The organism is Actinomycetes bacterium, assembly GCA_036000965.1.
Taxonomy (GTDB): Bacteria; Actinomycetota; CALGFH01; order CALGFH01; family CALGFH01; genus DASYUT01.
Window position 1 is genome coordinate 1 of sequence record DASYUT010000033.1, and the last position, 16866, is coordinate 16866.

The window sequence follows — 16866 nt, forward strand, 5'->3', positions numbered from 1 at the left end:
CAACACCACCACCTCACGCTCCCGCTCGGTGAGCGCGCGCACGCCCGGGTGCGGCGCCGGCCGGCGCGCCCGCCTGGCCACGAACTCGCCGATCACCCGGCGGGTGACGGTAGGCGACAGCAGCGACGCGCCGTCGGCGACGACACGCACGGCGCGCAGCAGCTCCGCCGGCTCGGTGTCCTTGAGCAGGAACCCGCTGGCGCCGTCCCGCAGCGCCTCGAAGACGTACTCGTCCAGCTCGAAGGTCGTCAGCACGATCACCCGAGTGCCGGTCAGCGCAGGGTCGGCCACGATCGCCCGCAGCGCCTGGAGCCCGTCCATGACCGGCATCCGCACGTCCAGCAGCACCACGTCCGGGCGGGTGCGCCGGACCAGCTCGACCGTAGCCCGCCCGTCGTTCGCCTCACCGACCAGCGTGATGTCGTCCTCGGTCTCCAGCAGCACCCGCAGGCCGAGCCGGACCAGGGCCTGGTCGTCGGCGGTCACCACCCGGATCATCTGCGACCCTGCCCGAGCGGCAGGCGGGCACACACCAGAAACCCGCCCTCGGCGCGCGGGCCGGCCTCCAGCGTCCCGCCCGCCGCAGCCGCGCGTTCGCGCATCCCGGCGATGCCATGCCCGCCCGGCCGCGTGCCCGCCCACGCCCGGCCCCTGCCGGTGTCGGTGATCTCCAGGACCACCGCGCCGGGCTCATAGCCGACCCGAACGGTGGCGGTGGCAGGCCCGGCGTGGCGCACCACGTTGGTGAGCGACTCCTGCACGATCCGGTAGGCGGCCAGGTCCACGGCCGCGGGCAGGCTGGCCCGCTCCCCGGTGACGGCCAGGTCGACCGGCAGGCCGCCCTCGGCCATGGCAGCCACCAGCGTGTGGAGCTGGCCGAGCCCGGGCATCGGCCGCCACGCCCCGTCCCCGTCCTTGTCCTCGTCTCCGTCCTCGTCCCCGTCCCCGTCTCTGTCTCTGTCCTCGGGCTCGGGCTCGGGCTCGGGCCGCCGGAACATCGCCAGCGTTCCCCGCAGCTCCTCCAGCGCGTCCTTGCTGGACTGCTTGATCGCCTCCAGCGCCACCTCGGCCTGCTCGGGGCGCCTGCCCAGGACGTGGAGCGCCACCCCGGCCTGCATGTTGATCACGGCCAGGCCGTGCCCCACCACGTCGTGGACCTCCCGTGCGATCCGCAGCCGCTCCTCATAGGTGCGCCGCCGGGTCTCATCCTCGCGGGCACGGCGTTCGGCCTCCCGGCCGAGCCGCACGACCGTCCCGATCGCCCACGGCGGCAGCAGCAGCCCGGACAGCACCGCCAGCAGCAACGGCGCCTCGACGAGCAGCCGCTCCGGGTCGATGACCAACAGCTCTGGCATGACCACGGCCGCCAGGGTGATGCCGCAGGCGACCAGGGACGGCGCCGCCGGCAGCCTGATCGCGACCGAGTACATCGCCACGCTCATCGCTAGCAGGATCGGCCCGTGCGGGTACTCGAACGCCAGGTAGACGATGCTCGCCGCGGCCGTGACCGCCAGCACCACCAGCGGCCGCCGCCGCCGCCCCGAGAGCACGGCCGCCGCAGCCCCTATGAGCACGTACGCCAGCGCATCGAGGGGACGGCGCGGCGGGACCTCCCCGCTCGCCGCCGGTCCCGACCCGAACACCATCACCGACCCTGCGGCCACGGCCGGAACCACGTCGGCCACCACGGCACGGCCGACCCCCCGCCAACGGGCGACATCCATGCCGACAACGATAGGACCCGCCGGGATCGCTGGAATCCGCCCCGGGAGGTACTCGGTCCTACCACGCTGGACGTAGCCGGAGTGGACACGTCCTGGGGGCTGCGCCGGTGGCACACCGGCCCGGCCAGCTCCGCGGGCGTGACCAGTCAGTCGTCGAGGCGCATCGGGACCCGGTGCTCGACCGACCGGCCGGCCAGCAGGAGCAGGGTGGCAAGGCCGTAGCGGGCGGCGTCGCGCAGGGGCGGCTTGGGCCCGGGCGGGCGGACGACCTCGACCTCGACCTTACCGTCGGGGACGGCCAGGCCGGTCCGGGCCCGCAAGGTGCGGAGCTGGGCGAGCAGCGTGGCGCTCGACCCCACCTCGACCGCCTGCCCGGCAGCGTCCCGGGTGCGGAAGGTGAACCCGAACCGGCAGGGGAGCCACAGGTCGGGAAGCAGGAGCTGGTCGTAGCGGGAGCCGGTCCCGGCGGCGACCGCCGTCTGGTAGGCGACGTCGTCGGGCCAGTCCGCCGAGACCGTGGCCGGGGCCTCCAGCTCGGGATGCTCGTCGTGGGCGGCGAGCACCAGCACGGCGCCGTAGCTGTCCCAGCCGGGCCGGCCCGCAAACGACGGCGCCTCGGGGGACTCGTCCCACTCCAGCGGGTGCTCGAGCCGGTCGCCGAGCCCCCGGCGCAGCTCGTCGCGCCAGGCCAGCACGGCGGCGCGGATCACGTCGTGCTCGGTCTGCCCGCCCGACCGCCGCTCGCCGCGGATGACCATGTAGGGGACCCGCTGCTGCCACGCCAGGCGCTCGACCGCGGTCGGCGGCCCGCTGGCGTAGTAGCTGGTCAGGGAGCCGACATAGACGTCGAGGCCCATGCTGCCCCCTTCCAGGGCCGAGAGGTTCCGGCCAGATCGAACGTTCCTGTCATGGCGGTCGGCGAAGCAGGTGAGTGGTCCAGGGCGGCTCGTCAGGAGGCGACGTCGATCGCGATGCCTGAGGGCTTGTCGACCTCGATCACCCGGAATCCCACGCGGTGGTCGACGCCGAGCCCGAACACGGTCCGCTCGCCGTCGCCGGTCCCGGTACCGGCCAGGGTGACCTGCCGCAACGACGGGTAGCGGGGGTGGATGGTGGCTGGCCCCGGCCAGGTGAGCCGGCCCGAACGGTCGCGGCTCAGGGCGTCGAAGCTGACCTGGAGGTCGGCGAACCCGTCCAGCGGCACCGGCTTGTCCGACCCCGTGGTGCGGACGTTGCGGACGTAGCCGGTCCGGGAGGCGGGCAGGGGACCGGCGAAGGTGAAGACGACGCGGTCGTAGATGCCGTGCCTCGAGGTCCGCACCGAGACGAGCTTGGGCGGCTTCTGGCTGCGGTGCGCCTTGACCACCGGGTCGGTCCGGGTCGGCGCATCGAGCGTGGCACCCGCCCGCGCGCCCGGGGCGTGAGTCTTGTACACGCCGAACAGGAACGCGCCGACCAGGACCAGGACGAACCCTCTCCCGAGCGAACGCACCGCCTGGGTCTCCCTTCCGGTACGGCCGGCTCCCCTCCAGTGTAGAGAGCATGCCGAGCCAATCATGCAGGTCCAGGGTCACAAGATGGTGACAGCTTCGTCGTTTGCGTAGGCGGTCGTCGTGTTCTGCGCGGAACCGGGGGCTCGGGGGCTTCGGCGGCCGCTCCGGCGCGCTCCTACAATAGGGGGGTTCCTGGCCCCATCTGGGGGTTCCTGGCCCCAGCTAGGGGTTCCGACCCCGATCGCGGGAGGCGGCATGGCGACCACACCCGTCCGGCTCCCCGAGGCCGGCGGCAGCTTCCTGCAGGAGGCCGGGCTCGGCCCGCTGCTGTCGCGATCCGCCGTGGACCGGGTCGGCGTCGAGGAGCGCGCTGCCTCGCTGGCCAAGCGGAGCATCAAGAAGGACGCCAAGGTGGCCGCCTTGCGCCTGGCGGTGGCTGTGATGGACCTCACCACCCTGGAAGGGGCCGACACCCCGGGCAAGGTCGAGGCCTTGTGCTCCAAGGCCCGGCGGCCCGACACCGCCGACCCGGCCGTCCCCCCCGTCGCGGCCGTCTGCGTGTACCCCACCCTCGTGGCCACCGCCAAGCGCGCCCTGGCCGGCTCGCCGGTCAAGGTCGCCTCGGTGGCGACCGCGTTCCCGAGCGGGCAGGCGTCGCTCGCGGTCCGCCTGGCCGACGTCGCCGACGCCGTCGAGGCCGGGGCCGACGAGGTCGACATGGTGATCAGCCGGGGCGTGTTCCTGGCCGGCCGCTACCGGGAGGTGTTCGAGGAGATCCTGATCGTCAAGGACACCTGCGGCCCCGCCCGCCTCAAGGTCATCCTCGAGACCGGCGAGCTCGGCACCTACGACGACGTGCGCCGGGCCAGCATGCTCGCGATGGCGGCCGGGGCCGACTTCATCAAGACCTCCACCGGCAAGGTCCAGCCAGCCGCCACCCTGCCGGTCGCCCTGGTCATGCTCGAGGCGATCCGCGACTTCCACGACCGCACCGGCCGGGTCGTGGGGTTCAAGCCGGCCGGCGGCGTGCGCACCGCCAAGCAGGCCGTCCAGCACCTGGTGCTGGTGAACGAGACCCTGGGCCCGGACTGGCTCACCCCCGACCGCTACCGGATCGGGGCGTCCAGCCTGCTCAACGACTGCCTCATGCAGCTCGCCAAGGAGCGCACCGGCCGCTACCAGTCACCCGACCACTTCACCATCGACTGAAGGGGTCGTCCGGGGCGCCGTCTCGGCGGTTCCCTTGGAGGATCGTAGGGTCGTCCGAGGTGCCGCCTCAGCGGTTCATCGAGGTGAGGTCCTCGGCGCTACCCTGATCGCAGCTCGCCGATCGACAGCTTCACCCACCCATCCGACGGGAGGCCGACGATGGCCGACGAGATCACCGCGGCGCCGGGCCGGGCGCCGGCGCGGCTGGACTGGAGCTACGCGCCCGCGCCCGAGGCCACCGACCACGTCAAGGTCCGCGAGAGCTACGGCCTGCTCACCGGCGGGAAGTGGGTCGCGCCGCTGTCCGGCTCGCACTTCAAGACCATCAACCCGGCCACCGAGGAGGTCCTCGCCTCGGTCGCCGAGGCGGGGGAGGAGGACGTCGACGCGGCGGTCAAGGCGGCCCGGGCCGCCTACACCAAGACGTGGTCGAAGACGTCAGGGGCCGAGCGGGCCAAGTACCTGTACCGGATCGCCCGCGTCCTGCAGGAGCGGGCCCGGGAGTTCGCGGTCCTCGAGACCATGAACGGCGGCAAGCCGATCAAGGAGTCCCGCGACGTCGACGTCCCGCTGGCCGCGGCCCACTTCTTCTACCACGCCGGCTGGGCCGACAAGCTCGACTACGCCTTTCCCGGCGCGCCCGGTCCGCGCCCCCTCGGCGTCGCCGCCCAGGTCATCCCCTGGAACTTCCCGCTGCTGATGGCGGCCTGGAAGCTCGCGCCAGCGCTCGCCGCCGGCAATACCGTGGTGCTCAAGCCGGCCGAGACCACGCCGCTCACCGCCCTGCTCCTCGGCGAGGTGCTGCAGCAGGCCGAGCTGCCGCCCGGGGTGGTCAACATCGTCACCGGCGCGGGACAGACCGGCGCCGCCCTGGTCGCCCACCCGGGCGTCGACAAGGTCGCGTTCACCGGGTCGACCGAGGTGGGCAAGGCGATCCAGCGCACCCTGGCCGGCTCCGGCAAGCGGCTCACCCTCGAGCTGGGCGGCAAGGCGGCCAACATCGTGCTCGACGACGCCCCGGTCGACCAGGCCGTCGAGGGCATCATCAACGGCATCTACTTCAACCAGGGGCACGTGTGCTGCGCTGGGTCGCGCCTGCTGGTACAGGAGTCGATCGCCGAGCTGCTGGTCGGCAAGCTGAAGCGGCGCATGGCCACCCTGCGGGTGGGCGACCCGCTCGACAAGAACACCGACGTGGGCGCGATCAACTCCCGCGCCCAGCTCGACAGGATCGAGGAGCTGGTGGCCTCGGGCGAGGCCGACGGAGCCGAGGTGTACCAGCCCCCGTGCGACCTGCCCGAGCGCGGCTTCTGGTTCCGGCCCACGGTGTTCACCGGGGTCGCCCAGTCCTACCGCATCGCCCAGGAGGAGATCTTCGGCCCGGTGCTCTCGGTGCTGACCTTCCGCACTCCCGACGAGGCGGTCGAGAAGGCCAACAACACCCCCTACGGGCTGTCGGCCGGCGTGTGGACCGACAAGGGCAGCCGTATCCTCGACCTGGCCGGCCGCTTGCGGGCCGGGGTGGTGTGGGCCAACACGTTCAACCGCTTCGACCCCACCTCGCCGTTCGGCGGCTACAAGGAGTCCGGTTTCGGCCGCGAAGGCGGCCGGCACGGGCTGGCCGCCTACCTCGACCTCACCTGAGGACCTCACCTGGATGGAGGCGTCAGTGGCCGACGGTGACCGTCTCGACGTCCGCAAGACCTACAAGCTCTACATCGGTGGCAGGTTCCCGCGCACCGAGTCGGGGCGCTCGTACCTGGTGACCGAGGCCAAGGGCAAGGCATGGGCCAACGCCTGCCGGGCCTCGCGCAAGGACGTCCGCGACGCGGTGGTCGCCGCCCGCAAGGCGTTCCCGGGCTGGGCCGGCCTGACCGCCTACAACCGGGGCCAGGTCCTGTACCGGGTGGCCGAGATGCTCGAGGGCAGGCGCGAGCAGTTCGTCGACGAGGTCGCCCGGTCCGAGGGCACCACCCACCGCCAGGCCGCCGACGCGGTCGCCAAGGCGGTGGACCGCTGGGTGTGGTACGCGGGCTGGGCCGACAAGCTGGCCCAGGTGTTCGGCTCGGCCAACCCCGTGGCCGGCCCCTACTTCAACTTCTCGGTTCCCGAGCCGACCGGGGTGGTCGGCCTGGTCGCCCCGGCTGAGTCGTCGCTGCTCGGGCTGGTCTCCCGGCTCGCGCCGATCGTGGTCTCGGGCAACACCGCGGTCGTGCTGGCCGCCGAGGCCCGCCCGCTGCCCGCCGTCACCCTGGCCGAAGTGCTGGCGACCAGCGACGTGCCCGGCGGGGTGGTCAACGTCCTCACCGGCTTCACCGCCGAGCTGGTCGGCCCCCTGGCCGCCCACATGGACGTGAACGCGCTCGACCTGGCCGGGCTCGACCTCGCCCTGTACAAGGAGGCCGAGCTGGCCGCGGCCGAGAGCGTCAAGCGGGTCGCCGCGCCGGTCAGGCTCTCGGGCCGGGACTGGCTCGAAGACGCTCGCGGGCAGGACCCCTACTGGATCGCGGCCTTCCTGGAGACCAAGACGGTCTGGCACCCGACCGGGGGGTAGCGGCGGTCAGGCTTCGGCCGCGAGCGCGCCGGGGTCAGCCTCCGCCCTGCGCACCGGCGCCGGGCGCGGGCGGTCCGAGAGCAGCCCGGCCAGCCCCGTGCTCGACAGCTCGAGCGAGGTGTCGACCAGGGCGGGCAGCGACTCCCGGCGGTCGCCGAGCGCCCACGCCTGCACCGCCTCGCGCAGCGCGGTCGCCGCGATCCCGGCCACCAGCCTGACCCGCAGGTCCCCGACGGGGTCGGCACCGCAGCGGCGCGCCACCGCCTCGGCGATCGCCTCCTGGAACAGGCTGTAGACCTCGAGGGCGCGCCCGTGCAGCGATCGGGTCGTGACCACGATCCGGGCGCGGGTCAGGACCTGCTCCTGCTCCTCCTCGAGTGTCGCAGCCAGCGCGACCAGCCCCGCCCGGACGGCGGCGAGCACGGGCTCGCCGGCCGGCCGCCCGTCCAGCCCGAGCTCGAGCTCGCGCAGGTGCCTGGCGTGGTCGGCGAACAGGACGTCCTCTTTGCAGGCGTAGTAGCGGAAGAACGTCCGCTTCGACACCTCGGCGGCGTCGGTGATCTCCTCCACGGTGACAGCGTCGAAGCCACGCTCGGAGAACAGCCGCAGCGCGGCCGCTTCCAGCTCGCAGCGGGTCTTGCGCTTCTTGCGCTCCCGCAGCGGCACACGGCCCTCAGGCTCCATGCCAGGGGACGATAGTGGAATGCACCCTGGATGTCATCGGACGGGCCGGTCCGTCGGGGTCGGCCGAGCCTCTCCACGACCGGTCCGGGATCGTCGCCAGATAAGGTGCTCGGCGGGCTGAAGTCCGTCCGGGTCGGCCGAGCCTCTCCACGACCGGCAGCGAGCACCAGCCAGCGAGCACCAGGCAGCGAGCACCAGGCAGGAGCACAGCGAACACCAGGCAGCGAGCACCAGATAGCAGAATGCACACCTTGACAAATGGCATCACGTGCCTAAGGTTTGCCCGGGGCTCGTACCGTCGGCGGGGTGAAAGGTCAGGTCATGGGAGTACCGCGGATGAACGCCCGCTTCAGCCGGTCGGTGCTGGCCTCGGCGTTCGCCTGGCAGGAGCGGGCCGCCTGCCGGGAGACCGACGGCTCGGCGTTCTTCTCGCGCGACGGCGAGCGCGGCCCGACCAAGCGCCGCCGGGAGCTCGAGGCCAAGCGGATCTGCCTGGTCTGCCCGGTCCGGGCCCCGTGCGCGGCCTACGCGCTGGCCCACCGGGAGCCGTACGGCGTCTGGGGCGGCCTCTCCGAGGATGACCGCGAGCGCATCCTGCGCACGCATCCGGACGGCGACGCCACCGCAGCCCTCGAGCGGCTCGCCCGCTGAGCGCCCGTTCGAGCCGGGCAACCCGGCTCCGGTCGCACGATCCCGCGGTCGCAGGTTGCGCGCTGCACTGCCGTTCCCTGGGCCGAACTGCTTAGAGAAATACGGCATCGGTAGTTTGTCCGTTGTCTCGTTCGACCGCATCGTCTGAGTTCCAAGACAAGCTCCCCAGGGAGGGATGCCCATGCGGTCTCGTCCGGTCAGCATCGTGGCTGGCATCGGCCTCGTCGCCGTCAGCGTGCTCGGCTCCACGGCGGTCGCCGCCGAGCCGGGCGGCGCCACCGTCCGCCCGCGCGCCGCCGCGGTCGGGCGCGTCGCCCCCCGCCCCAGCGCGCGCCTGCTTGCGCGCAGGCACTGGCAGGCCCCGCCGACCACCGCACAGTGCCAGGCGAGCACCGGGGTTTCCTGCTACGCGCCGTCCCAGCTCCAGCGCGCCTACAACCTCAAGCCCCTCTACAAGCGTGGCCTCACCGGGCGCGGGCGGACCATCGTGATCGTGGTCCCGTTCGGCTCGCCAACGATCCGGCAGGACCTGAAGCAGTTCAACCGGGCCTTCGGCCTGCCCGACCCGCCGGGCTTCCGCATCATCGCGCCGGCCGGGAAGGTGCCGGCGTTCGACCCCAGGGACCCCGAGATGGCCGCCTGGGCGGAGGAGACCACCCTCGACGTGCAGTGGGCCCATGCCGTCGCCCCGGGCGCCGACATCCTGCTGGTCGTCACCCCCGTGTCGGAGACCCAGGGTGTCCAGGGCTTCCCCGAGATCGTCAAGGCCGAGAACCATGTGATCGACCACGACCTCGGTGACGTCATCTCGCAGAGCTTCGGGGCGACCGAGGAGACCTTCCCGACCGCCCAGTCGCTGCTGCGGCTCCGCAGCGCGTTCAAGAACGCCCGGAAGCATGACGTGACCGTGCTGGCCGCATCGGGCGACACCGGCGCGACCGGCTTCAAGCGCAACCTGACCGACCTGTACACCAGCCGGGCCAGCTCCTGGCCGTCGTCCGACCCACTGGTCACCTCGGTCGGTGGCACCCAGCTCCACCTCGACGCCAAGGGCCGGCGGACCGCGCCCGACAACGTCTGGAACGACCAGAAGCTGTTCGGCACCGCAGCCGCCAGCGGCGGCGGCCGGTCCAGGATCTTCGCCCGGCCCAGCTACCAGGACGGCGTGCGGCGGGTCGTGGGCGAGCACCGCGGCACCCCCGACGTCGCTATGAGCGCTGCGGTCGACGGCGGCGTGCTCGTCCGCATCGGGTTCAGCGGCGGCGACGGCATCACGCCCGGCTGGTACATCTTCGGCGGCACCAGCGCGGCAACCCCCGAGCTGGCCGGCGTCGTCGCCGTCGCCGCCCAGGCCGCCGGCAGGCGCCTCGGACTGCTCAACCCGCGCCTGTACGAGCTGGCCAGGCGCGGCTCGCCCGGCGTCGTCGACGTCACCCGGGGCGACAACACCGTCACGTTCACGCAGCACGGCCGGACCTTCACGGTCACGGGCTTCCCGGCCCGCCCCGGCTACGACCTGTCGAGCGGCCTCGGCACGATCGACGCGGCCAGGCTGGTGCCCGAGCTGGCCCGCTCCGACGACTGAGCCCCCCGCCCGGCCCGGCCGCCCGCCCGCCCCCACGGGCGGCCGGCCGGGCCGCCCCCACCGACCCGAGCAGGCCCGGGACCGGGTCCGCGGTGCACCACAGCCACGTGTGGTGCCGCCTGCCACCCCCACCAGGCGAAGCAGGCCCGGGACGGGGTCCGCCGACGGGGACGGGGTCCGCCGCCCGGGACGGGGTCCGCCGGGGACCGGGTCCGCCGCTCCGGTAGGATGAGGTCGACCAACCCGACCGCCGGCAAGCCGTGCCGGCGGCATTCAGGAGGCTGCCGCCCGTGCCCACCGACCCGATGGACGCCATCGTCAACCTGGCCAAGCGCCGGGGCTTCGTCTTCCAGTCGAGCGAGATCTACGGTGGTCTGCGCTCGAGCTACGACTACGGTCCGCTGGGGGTCGAGCTCAAGAACAACGTGAAGCGGGCCTGGTGGCGCTCGATGGTGCAGCTCCGCGAGGACATCGTCGGCCAGGACGCGGCCATCATCATGTCGCCCAGGGTCTGGGAGGCCTCCGGCCACCTGCAGTCGTTCTCCGACCCGCTGGTCGAGTGCACCAACTGCCACATGCGCTTCCGCGAGGACCACCTGCAGGAGGCGTTCCAGGCCAAGCACGGCCGGCCGCCCGAGCCCGGCGAGCTGACCTGCCCGAACTGCGGCAAGGGGCCGTTCACCGACCCGCGCAACTTCAACCTCATGTTCAAGACGTTCATGGGCCCGGTCGAGGACGCCTCCGCGGTGGTGTGGCTGCGTCCCGAGACCGCCCAGGGCATCTTCGTCGACTTCCCGTTCGTGCAGGCCGCCAGCCGCAAGAAGGTCCCGTTCGGCGTCGCCCAGATCGGCAAGTCGTTCCGCAACGAGATCACCCCCGGGAACTTCATCTTCCGCACCCGCGAGTTCGAGCAGATGGAGATGGAGTTCTTCGTCGAGCCGGGCACCGACGAGGACTGGCACGAGCGCTGGATCGCCGAGCGCCAGGACTGGTTCCTCGACCTCGGCATCCGCAAGGAGAACCTGCGCCTGCGCGAGCACGGCCCCGACGAGCTCGCCCACTACGCCAAGCGGGCGGTCGACATCGAGTACAAGTTCCCGTTCGGCTGGTCGGAGCTGGAGGGCGTCGCCAACCGGGCCGACTACGACCTGACCCAGCACCAGAACTACTCGGGCCACGACATGTCGTACTACGACCCGGAGCGTGACACCCGCTACATCCCCTACGTGGTCGAGCCGGCCGTCGGGGTCGACCGGGCCGCGCTGGTGTTCCTGATCGACGCCTGGCGGGAGGAGGAGGCGCCGACCGCCGCGGGCGGGACCGAGCTGCGCACCGTGCTCAAGCTCGACCCCCGCCTGGCTCCGTACAAGGTCGCGGTGCTGCCGCTGTCCCGCAACGAGAGGCTCTCGCCCATGGCACAGGACGTGGCCGCCATGCTGCGGGACCGGTGGATGGTCGACTTCGACGACGCCCGCGGGATCGGGCGCCGCTATCGGCGGCAGGACGAGGTCGGCACCCCGTACTGCGTGACGGTCGACTTCGACTCGCTGGAGGACCGCGCGGTCACCGTGCGCGACCGCGACACGATGGGCCAGGACCGGGTCGCCCTCGACCGGCTCGTCGGCTACCTCGAAGAGCGGCTGCCGCGCTGACCGTGGCGGCGCCCCGGGTCCTGCGCGTCCTCGCCACCGGGCCGGGCGTGGTCCAGGGCGGCGGGCAGGGTGTGTCCCCGCTCGACCTGGCCCTGCTCCGGGGTGAGGCGGTCTTCGAGACGATGCGGGCCTACCAGGGCCGGCCGTTCCGGCTCGGCGCCCACCTGGACCGGCTGGCCGCGTCGGCGGCCGCCCTCCAGATCACCCTGCCCCACGGGCTCGACGAGCTGGTCGGCGAGGCGGCCGGTGCGTGCGACGGCGGCGACGGGGTGATCCGCCTGGTCTGCACCCGCGGCACCGAGGCCGAGCTGGTCTCCAGCGCCTTCGCGGTCGTCACCGAGGTGCCCGGCGAGCATGAGGAGGCCCGGCGCCGCGGCCTGCGCATCGCCCTGCTCACCCTCGCGGTCGATCCGCTGGTCCGCGCGGCCGCGCCCTGGCTGCTGGCCGGGGCCAAGACCACCAGCTACGCGGTGAACATGGCCGCGCAGCGGGCGGCCCAGGCCCGCGGCGCCGACGACGCCGTCTTCGTCGGCCTGGGCGGCGAGCTGCTCGAGGCGCCCACCGCCACCGTCTGGTGGCGCTCCGGGCAGGTCCTCTACACGCCAGCGCTCGACCTCGGCATCCTCGCCGGGGTGACCCGGGGTGCGCTCGTCGAGCTGGCCCCGAGGGCCGGCTACCGGGTCGTCGAGGGCGTGTTCAGCGCCGACGACCTCGTCGCCGCCGACGAGGCGTTCATGACCAGCACGGTCCGCGAGGTCATGCCGGTGGTCGGAGTCGACGGCGTGCGCATCGGCGACGGCCGCCCCGGGTCGGCCGCCGCCGCCCTGCAGACCGCCCTGCGCGAGACCGCCCGCTCAGCTGGCGGCTGAGGCCGCAGTCGCCTCCGCCTCCGCCTCGTTCGCCTCCGCCGCCTGTGCCGCGGCCGTCTGTGCCTCGGCCTTGATCTTGGCCAGCTCGGCCAGGCGCTCCCTGCTCAACCGCTCGAGCTCCCGCTGCCACTGCTTGCGGTGGCCGCGCAACGCCTCGACCAGCGCCTCGGCCACGGCCAGGTTGCGGTACCACTTCCGGTTGGCCGGGATGAGGTGCCACGGGGCCTCCTCGGTGCCGCACCGCCGCAGCGCGTCCTGGTAGGCGGCCATGTAGTCGTCCCAGCGCTCGCGCTCGCGCCAGTCGCCGGGGGAGAGCTTGTAGGCCTTGGCCACGTCCTGCTCGCGGGCGAGCAGGCGCCGCCGCCGCTCGTCCTGGGAGATGTGCAGGAAGAACTTGCAGACGATGGTGCCGTCCTTGCCGCTGGTGTCCATGCCCTGCAGGACCACCAGCACGCTGTTGCAGCCGGCCGCGTACAGCTCCTGCTGCAGCTCGGCCAGCTGCTTCCGCAGGGCGGCCAGGGCCTCCCGTCCGGCCTGCTTGTCCAGGCCGCCGTCCGCGTCCGGGTCGTGGTCGGCGAGCCGCACCTTCTGGCCCGGCTGCAGGCGGACGTGGTAGGCCATGGCTGGCTCCCTCTCGCGACGCCGGCTCCCGGCGGTGACGACGCCGGCTCCGGCGGTGACGGCCGAGCATACCCGGACTTGCGCTCCCGGGCGCCCGCAAGCGGCCGGGCCGTCGTACCGTGGAGCGATGCACTGGTCTGCACGCTCCCGATGGTCGTGGCGCTGGCTCGCGGTGCTCGCCGGCGTGGCCGTGCTCGCCTCGGTGCCGGCGCTGGTCGCGGCCGTGCCCGTCCCCGGCCGTGAGGTCGCCGCCTTGGACCTGCTGGCCAGGGTGCGGGCGTCGGGGTCGGTCGCCTACCGGGGGTACGCCGAGAGCCGGGCGGGGCTCGGCCTGCCCGACGTGCCCCGCGCGGGCCAGGTGGTGGCCCTGCTCGGGGAGACGACCCGCATGCGAGCCTGGGTGCGCGGCCCCACCGCCTGGCGGGTCGACGAGCTCACCCTGGCCGGCGAGCGCGACACCTACCAGGACGAGTTCGGCACGTGGCGGTGGGACTCGGGCGAGCAACGGGCCGACCGGACCGAGGGCGAGGCGGCCGTCCGCTTCGCGCGCCCCGCCGACCTGCTCCCGCCCGAGCTGGGCCGGCGGCTGGCCGCGGCCGCGGCCCCGGACGAGGTGCGCCGGGTTCGCGGCCGCCGGGTCGCCGGCGTGGTCGCCGCGGGCCTGCGCATCGTGCCGCGCTCGCCCGACACCACGGTGGGCCGGGTCGACCTGTGGGCCGACCCGGCGACCGGCCTGCCGCTGCGGGTCGAGGTGACCGCCCGTGGCGCGGTCGCGCCGATCCTGGCCACCGCCTTCCTCGACCTGCGCCAGGCCGCCCCCGGCCCCGAGGACGTCACCTTCCACCTCCCGCTCGACGCCGAGGTCGTCGACCAGGAGGCGGCCGACATGGCCGGCACCATCGACCGCTTCTCGCCGTTCGTGCTGCCGGCGAGCCTCGCCGGCCTGCCGGGGCGCAGCCGGGTGGCCCGCGCGGCCGGCACCTTCGGCCAGGGCTTCGGGCTGGTCGCGGTGCTCGCCTTCCCCGACCGGTTCTCGCGGCGCACCCGGGCCTTCCTCGAGCGGGTGCCGCGGGTGCGGGGCGCCTGGGGCGAGGCCAGCCTGGTCTCCACGCCGCTGCTGAACGGGCTGGTGTTCGACCGGGCCGGGGTCGCCTACGCGCTCGCCGGCACGGTGCCGCCACGGGTCCTCGAGCGGGTCGCGACCCAGCTCGCCCGGGACGGGGTGGCGCAGGCGTGACGTCGGTGATCCGCACCTGCGGGCTGACCAAGCGCTACGGACGGGTGCTGGCCGTGGACGGCCTCGACCTCGACGTCCACGAAGGCGACCTGTTCGGCTTCCTCGGCCCCAACGGGTCGGGCAAGACCACCACCGTGCGCATGCTGCTCGGGCTGGTGTTCGCCACCTCAGGCACGGTCGAGCTGCTCGGTCGGCCGATGCCGAGGGCCCGGCGCTCGGTCCTGCCCGAGGTCGGCTCGCTGGTGGAGGGGCCGGGCTTCTACCCGCACCTGTCGGGCCGCACCAACCTGTCGCTGTTCGACGCGGCCGGCCCGCCCGGCCCTCGCCGCCCCGGGCCCGGGGGCCGCCGCGCCGACCGGGCCGGCCGCGTCGGCGACGCCCTGGCCAAGGTCGGCCTGGACGGGGTCGGGCGCCGCCCGGTCAAGGCGTACTCCAGCGGCATGCGCCAGCGCCTCGGCCTGGCCGCCGCGCTGTTGCGCGCGCCCCGGCTGCTGGTCCTCGACGAGCCGACCAACGGCCTCGACCCGCAGGGGATGCGGGAGGTCCGCGACCTGCTCGTGGACCTGGCCGGTCAGGGCACGACCGTGTTCCTGTCCAGCCACCTGCTGGCCGAGGTCGAGCTGGTCTGCTCGCGGGCCGCCATCGTCCACCAGGGCCGGCTGGTCGCCCAGGACCGGGTCGAGGCGCTGCTCGCCCCGTCCGGCCGGGTCCGGGTGGTCACCCCGGACGTGGCCCGAACGGCCGAGCTGGCCGCGCGGCTGCCCGGCGTCCAGGTCGGCGAGCGGCTCGCCGGCCAGGTCGTGGTGCACCTCGACGGCACCGGCAGCGAGAGCCTCAACCGTCACCTGGTGGGCGGCGGCGTGCGCGTGCGCGAGCTGGTCGTGGAGCGGCCCTCCCTCGAGGAGGTGTTCCTGTCGCTCACCGGCGGCGGGCCGGGCAGCGCCGGGGTGGCCAGGAGCACCGCGGCCCACGCGGTGTCACCAGGGCCGCCGGCGGGCCGGGAGGTCCCCGGTGCTCCTGGTTGAGCTGCGCAAGCTCCTCACGCGGCCCAGGACCTGGGTGACCGTCGTGCTCCTGGCCGGCCTGCCCACCCTGGTCGCGGTGTTCCTCGAGGTCACCGGGGTCGGCCCCCGGCCGGGGGAGGGGCCCGCCTTCCTCGCCCAGGTGCTCGGCAACGGGGCGCTCTTCCCCGCGGCAGCGCTCGCCCTGGTGCTGCCGGTGTTCCTGCCCGTGGCCGTCGCGGTGGTCGCGGGCGACGCCGTGGCCGGCGAGGCCAGCGCCGGCACCCTGCGCTACCTGCTCACCCGGCCCGTCGGGCGGACCCGCCTGCTGCTGGTGAAGCTCGCCGTGGTGACCGTGTTCGTGTTCCTGGCCGTGCTGGTGGTCGCCGCGGCCGCCTTCGCGGTGGGCGCCTGGCTGTTCGGGATCAAGCCGCTGCCCTCGGTGTCGGGGGCGACCATCACCGGCCCGGACGCCTACTTCCGCACGGCGGTGACCGTCGCCTACGTGGCCTGGTCGATGCTTGGGGTGGGGGCGATCGCGCTGTTCGCCTCGACGGTCACCGACTCGCCGCTGGCCGCCGCCCTCGCCGCGCTCGCCGCGCTGGTGACCTCCCAGGTGCTCGACCTGCTGGACGCGGCCGCCGCGGTCAAGCCGTACCTGCCCACCCACTACTGGCTCGCCTTCGTCGACCTGTTCCGCACCCCGATCCTGTGGCGCGGCGTCGGCCGCGGCTTCGCCATCCAGGGCGTCTACATCGCGGTGTTCCTCGGCGCGGCCTGGGCCAACTTCGCCACCAAGGACGTCAAGAGCTGACCGTCCCGGCCCGGGTCGCTCACTCGCCGACGGTGCCGTCGATGCGCTCGCGGAGCAGGTCGGCGTGGCCGTTGTGGCGGGCGTACTCCTCGATCATGTGGACCAGGACCCAGCGCAGGGAGACCGCCTCGCCGCGGCGCTGGCCGGTGGCCTCCAGCGAGGGCGCCGCGGCCACGGCCCGGCGGGCGTGCTCGCACTCGGCCTGCCAGGTCGCGAACGCCTCGGCGACGTCGGCGGTGTCGACGTTGTCGAAGTCCCCGTCCGGGTCGTCGTCGGAGTAGTAGATGCCCGGCGCGTCCTCGCCGCCAAGGCAGCGCCGGAACCAGGCGCGCTCCACCTCGGCCATGTGCCTGACCAGGCCCAGCAGCGACAGGCTGGACGGCGGCACGGCCCGCTCGCGCAGCTGCGCGTCGTTCAGCCCGTCGCACTTGACCGCCAGCGTCGCCCGGTGGTAGTCGAGCCAGGCGTCCAGCATCGCCCGCTCGTCGGCACTGTAGGGCGGGTAGGTCCGCTGCGTGGTCATCGCCGGATCATACCCCGGGCGCCGGCGCCGCGGCCGAGCGCTCGGCCTTCGGGAGCCGGGATCCCATGTGCCCCGGTCCCGGAGGGGGAGGTCCATGGTCGGAGTGTAGGGGCGGCGCTGCGCATCGGGAACCCGGGGGAGTCCCGCGTCCCGGACCGGCACGCTCAGTCGGCCAGCGGGTAGACCACGCGATCGGTGCTGCCGGCCTGATGCTGACGGACCGCCAGGCCGGGTGGGGACGCCGGCCGG

17 protein-coding genes are annotated in these 16866 nt (G+C 73.9%); 10 read left to right on the top strand and 7 right to left on the bottom strand.

Annotation, left to right across the window (positions count from 1 at the left end; translation table 11 throughout):
- From VG276_01815 to VG276_01830, 4 genes are all read right to left on the bottom strand, one after another.
- Positions 1–498 (bottom strand): response regulator transcription factor (locus tag VG276_01815; GenBank protein ID HEV8648143.1); only part of this gene is annotated, 498 nt, incomplete at its 3' end.
- The gene (locus VG276_01820; protein ID HEV8648144.1) at positions 495–1724 is read right to left on the bottom strand and encodes a sensor histidine kinase; all 1230 of its coding nucleotides are present in this window, start codon (positions 1722–1724) and stop codon (positions 495–497) included. The genes VG276_01815 and VG276_01820, both read right to left, overlap by 4 nt.
- 146 nt (positions 1725–1870) lie before the next feature.
- On the bottom strand, positions 1871–2581 hold the full coding sequence (locus tag VG276_01825; protein HEV8648145.1) for a hypothetical protein: 711 nt from the start codon (positions 2579–2581) through the stop codon (positions 1871–1873).
- Between the two features lie 92 nt (positions 2582–2673).
- Positions 2674–3216: a hypothetical protein gene (locus VG276_01830; GenBank protein HEV8648146.1), complete on the bottom strand. Its 543-nt coding sequence runs from the start codon at positions 3214–3216 to the stop codon at positions 2674–2676.
- Positions 3217–3472: 256 nt separating this feature from the next.
- Between VG276_01830 and deoC the strand changes: the two genes are divergently transcribed.
- The 3 genes from deoC to VG276_01845 all read left to right on the top strand — a co-directional run bounded on the left by deoC (position 3473) and on the right by VG276_01845 (position 6980).
- Positions 3473–4426 carry a deoxyribose-phosphate aldolase gene (gene deoC, locus VG276_01835; protein ID HEV8648147.1) on the top strand — a complete coding sequence of 318 codons (954 nt, stop codon included), beginning with the start codon at positions 3473–3475 and terminating at the stop codon, positions 4424–4426.
- Between the two features lie 159 nt (positions 4427–4585).
- On the top strand, positions 4586–6070 hold the full coding sequence (locus VG276_01840; protein ID HEV8648148.1) for an aldehyde dehydrogenase family protein: 1485 nt from the start codon (positions 4586–4588) through the stop codon (positions 6068–6070).
- A gap of 13 nt (positions 6071–6083) precedes the next feature.
- Positions 6084–6980, top strand: coding sequence for an aldehyde dehydrogenase family protein (locus tag VG276_01845; GenBank protein HEV8648149.1), 897 nt, complete (start codon positions 6084–6086; stop codon positions 6978–6980).
- A 6-nt stretch (positions 6981–6986) separates the two neighbouring features.
- Here VG276_01845 and VG276_01850 read toward each other — a convergent pair whose 3' ends face one another.
- Positions 6987–7646 carry a TetR family transcriptional regulator gene (locus VG276_01850; GenBank protein HEV8648150.1) on the bottom strand — a complete coding sequence of 220 codons (660 nt, stop codon included), beginning with the start codon at positions 7644–7646 and terminating at the stop codon, positions 6987–6989.
- Positions 7647–8000: 354 nt separating this feature from the next.
- On the opposite strand from VG276_01850, the gene VG276_01855 reads away from it, so the two are divergent.
- From VG276_01855 to VG276_01870, 4 genes are all read left to right on the top strand, one after another.
- Entirely contained in the window at positions 8001–8315 is a 315-nt protein-coding gene (locus VG276_01855) for a WhiB family transcriptional regulator (protein HEV8648151.1), read from the top strand.
- A 181-nt stretch (positions 8316–8496) separates the two neighbouring features.
- On the top strand, positions 8497–9900 hold the full coding sequence (locus VG276_01860; GenBank protein ID HEV8648152.1) for a S53 family peptidase: 1404 nt from the start codon (positions 8497–8499) through the stop codon (positions 9898–9900).
- Between the two features lie 305 nt (positions 9901–10205).
- Positions 10206–11552 (top strand): glycine--tRNA ligase, encoded by a 1347-nt coding sequence (locus VG276_01865; protein ID HEV8648153.1) that lies wholly within the window; start codon positions 10206–10208, stop codon positions 11550–11552.
- Between the two features lie 2 nt (positions 11553–11554).
- Positions 11555–12421: an aminotransferase class IV gene (locus tag VG276_01870; protein HEV8648154.1), complete on the top strand. Its 867-nt coding sequence runs from the start codon at positions 11555–11557 to the stop codon at positions 12419–12421.
- Here VG276_01870 and VG276_01875 read toward each other — a convergent pair.
- Positions 12407–13042: a hypothetical protein gene (locus VG276_01875; protein HEV8648155.1), complete on the bottom strand. Its 636-nt coding sequence runs from the start codon at positions 13040–13042 to the stop codon at positions 12407–12409. The two genes, VG276_01870 and VG276_01875, sit on opposite strands and share 15 nt — an antisense overlap.
- 127 nt (positions 13043–13169) lie before the next feature.
- On the opposite strand from VG276_01875, the gene VG276_01880 reads away from it, so the two are divergent.
- Genes VG276_01880 through VG276_01890 form a run of 3 tightly spaced genes read left to right on the top strand, consistent with a single transcriptional unit; the run spans position 13170 to position 16094 of the window.
- The gene (locus VG276_01880) at positions 13170–14279 is read left to right on the top strand and encodes a hypothetical protein (protein ID HEV8648156.1); all 1110 of its coding nucleotides are present in this window, start codon (positions 13170–13172) and stop codon (positions 14277–14279) included.
- A 5-nt stretch (positions 14280–14284) separates the two neighbouring features.
- The gene (locus VG276_01885; protein HEV8648157.1) at positions 14285–15304 is read left to right on the top strand and encodes an ABC transporter ATP-binding protein; all 1020 of its coding nucleotides are present in this window, start codon (positions 14285–14287) and stop codon (positions 15302–15304) included.
- Positions 15291–16094, top strand: coding sequence for an ABC transporter permease (locus tag VG276_01890; GenBank protein HEV8648158.1), 804 nt, complete (start codon positions 15291–15293; stop codon positions 16092–16094). The genes VG276_01885 and VG276_01890 overlap by 14 nt, the downstream gene beginning before the upstream one ends.
- Before the next feature lie 19 nt (positions 16095–16113).
- Here the strand turns inward: VG276_01890 and VG276_01895 are convergent, their stop codons facing one another.
- Positions 16114–16617, bottom strand: coding sequence for a DinB family protein (locus tag VG276_01895; protein HEV8648159.1), 504 nt, complete (start codon positions 16615–16617; stop codon positions 16114–16116).
- Between the last annotated feature and the right edge of the window lie 249 nt (positions 16618–16866).

What these genes read in the sequence shown, in the direction of transcription:
- VG276_01820 (HEV8648144.1), bottom strand. Translation starts at nt 1,724, where the DNA reads ATGGATGTCGCCCGTTGGCGGGGGGTCGGCCGTGCCGTGGTGGCCGAC.
- VG276_01825 (HEV8648145.1), bottom strand. Translation starts at nt 2,581, where the DNA reads ATGGGCCTCGACGTCTATGTCGGCTCCCTGACCAGCTACTACGCCAGC.
- deoC (HEV8648147.1), top strand. Translation starts at nt 3,473, where the DNA reads ATGGCGACCACACCCGTCCGGCTCCCCGAGGCCGGCGGCAGCTTCCTG.
- VG276_01840 (HEV8648148.1), top strand. Translation starts at nt 4,586, where the DNA reads ATGGCCGACGAGATCACCGCGGCGCCGGGCCGGGCGCCGGCGCGGCTG.
- VG276_01845 (HEV8648149.1), top strand. Translation starts at nt 6,084, where the DNA reads ATGGAGGCGTCAGTGGCCGACGGTGACCGTCTCGACGTCCGCAAGACC.
- VG276_01855 (HEV8648151.1), top strand. Translation starts at nt 8,001, where the DNA reads ATGAACGCCCGCTTCAGCCGGTCGGTGCTGGCCTCGGCGTTCGCCTGG.
- VG276_01860 (HEV8648152.1), top strand. Translation starts at nt 8,497, where the DNA reads ATGCGGTCTCGTCCGGTCAGCATCGTGGCTGGCATCGGCCTCGTCGCC.
- VG276_01865 (HEV8648153.1), top strand. Translation starts at nt 10,206, where the DNA reads ATGGACGCCATCGTCAACCTGGCCAAGCGCCGGGGCTTCGTCTTCCAG.
- VG276_01875 (HEV8648155.1), bottom strand. Translation starts at nt 13,042, where the DNA reads ATGGCCTACCACGTCCGCCTGCAGCCGGGCCAGAAGGTGCGGCTCGCC.
- VG276_01880 (HEV8648156.1), top strand. Translation starts at nt 13,170, where the DNA reads ATGCACTGGTCTGCACGCTCCCGATGGTCGTGGCGCTGGCTCGCGGTG.
- VG276_01895 (HEV8648159.1), bottom strand. Translation starts at nt 16,617, where the DNA reads ATGACCACGCAGCGGACCTACCCGCCCTACAGTGCCGACGAGCGGGCG.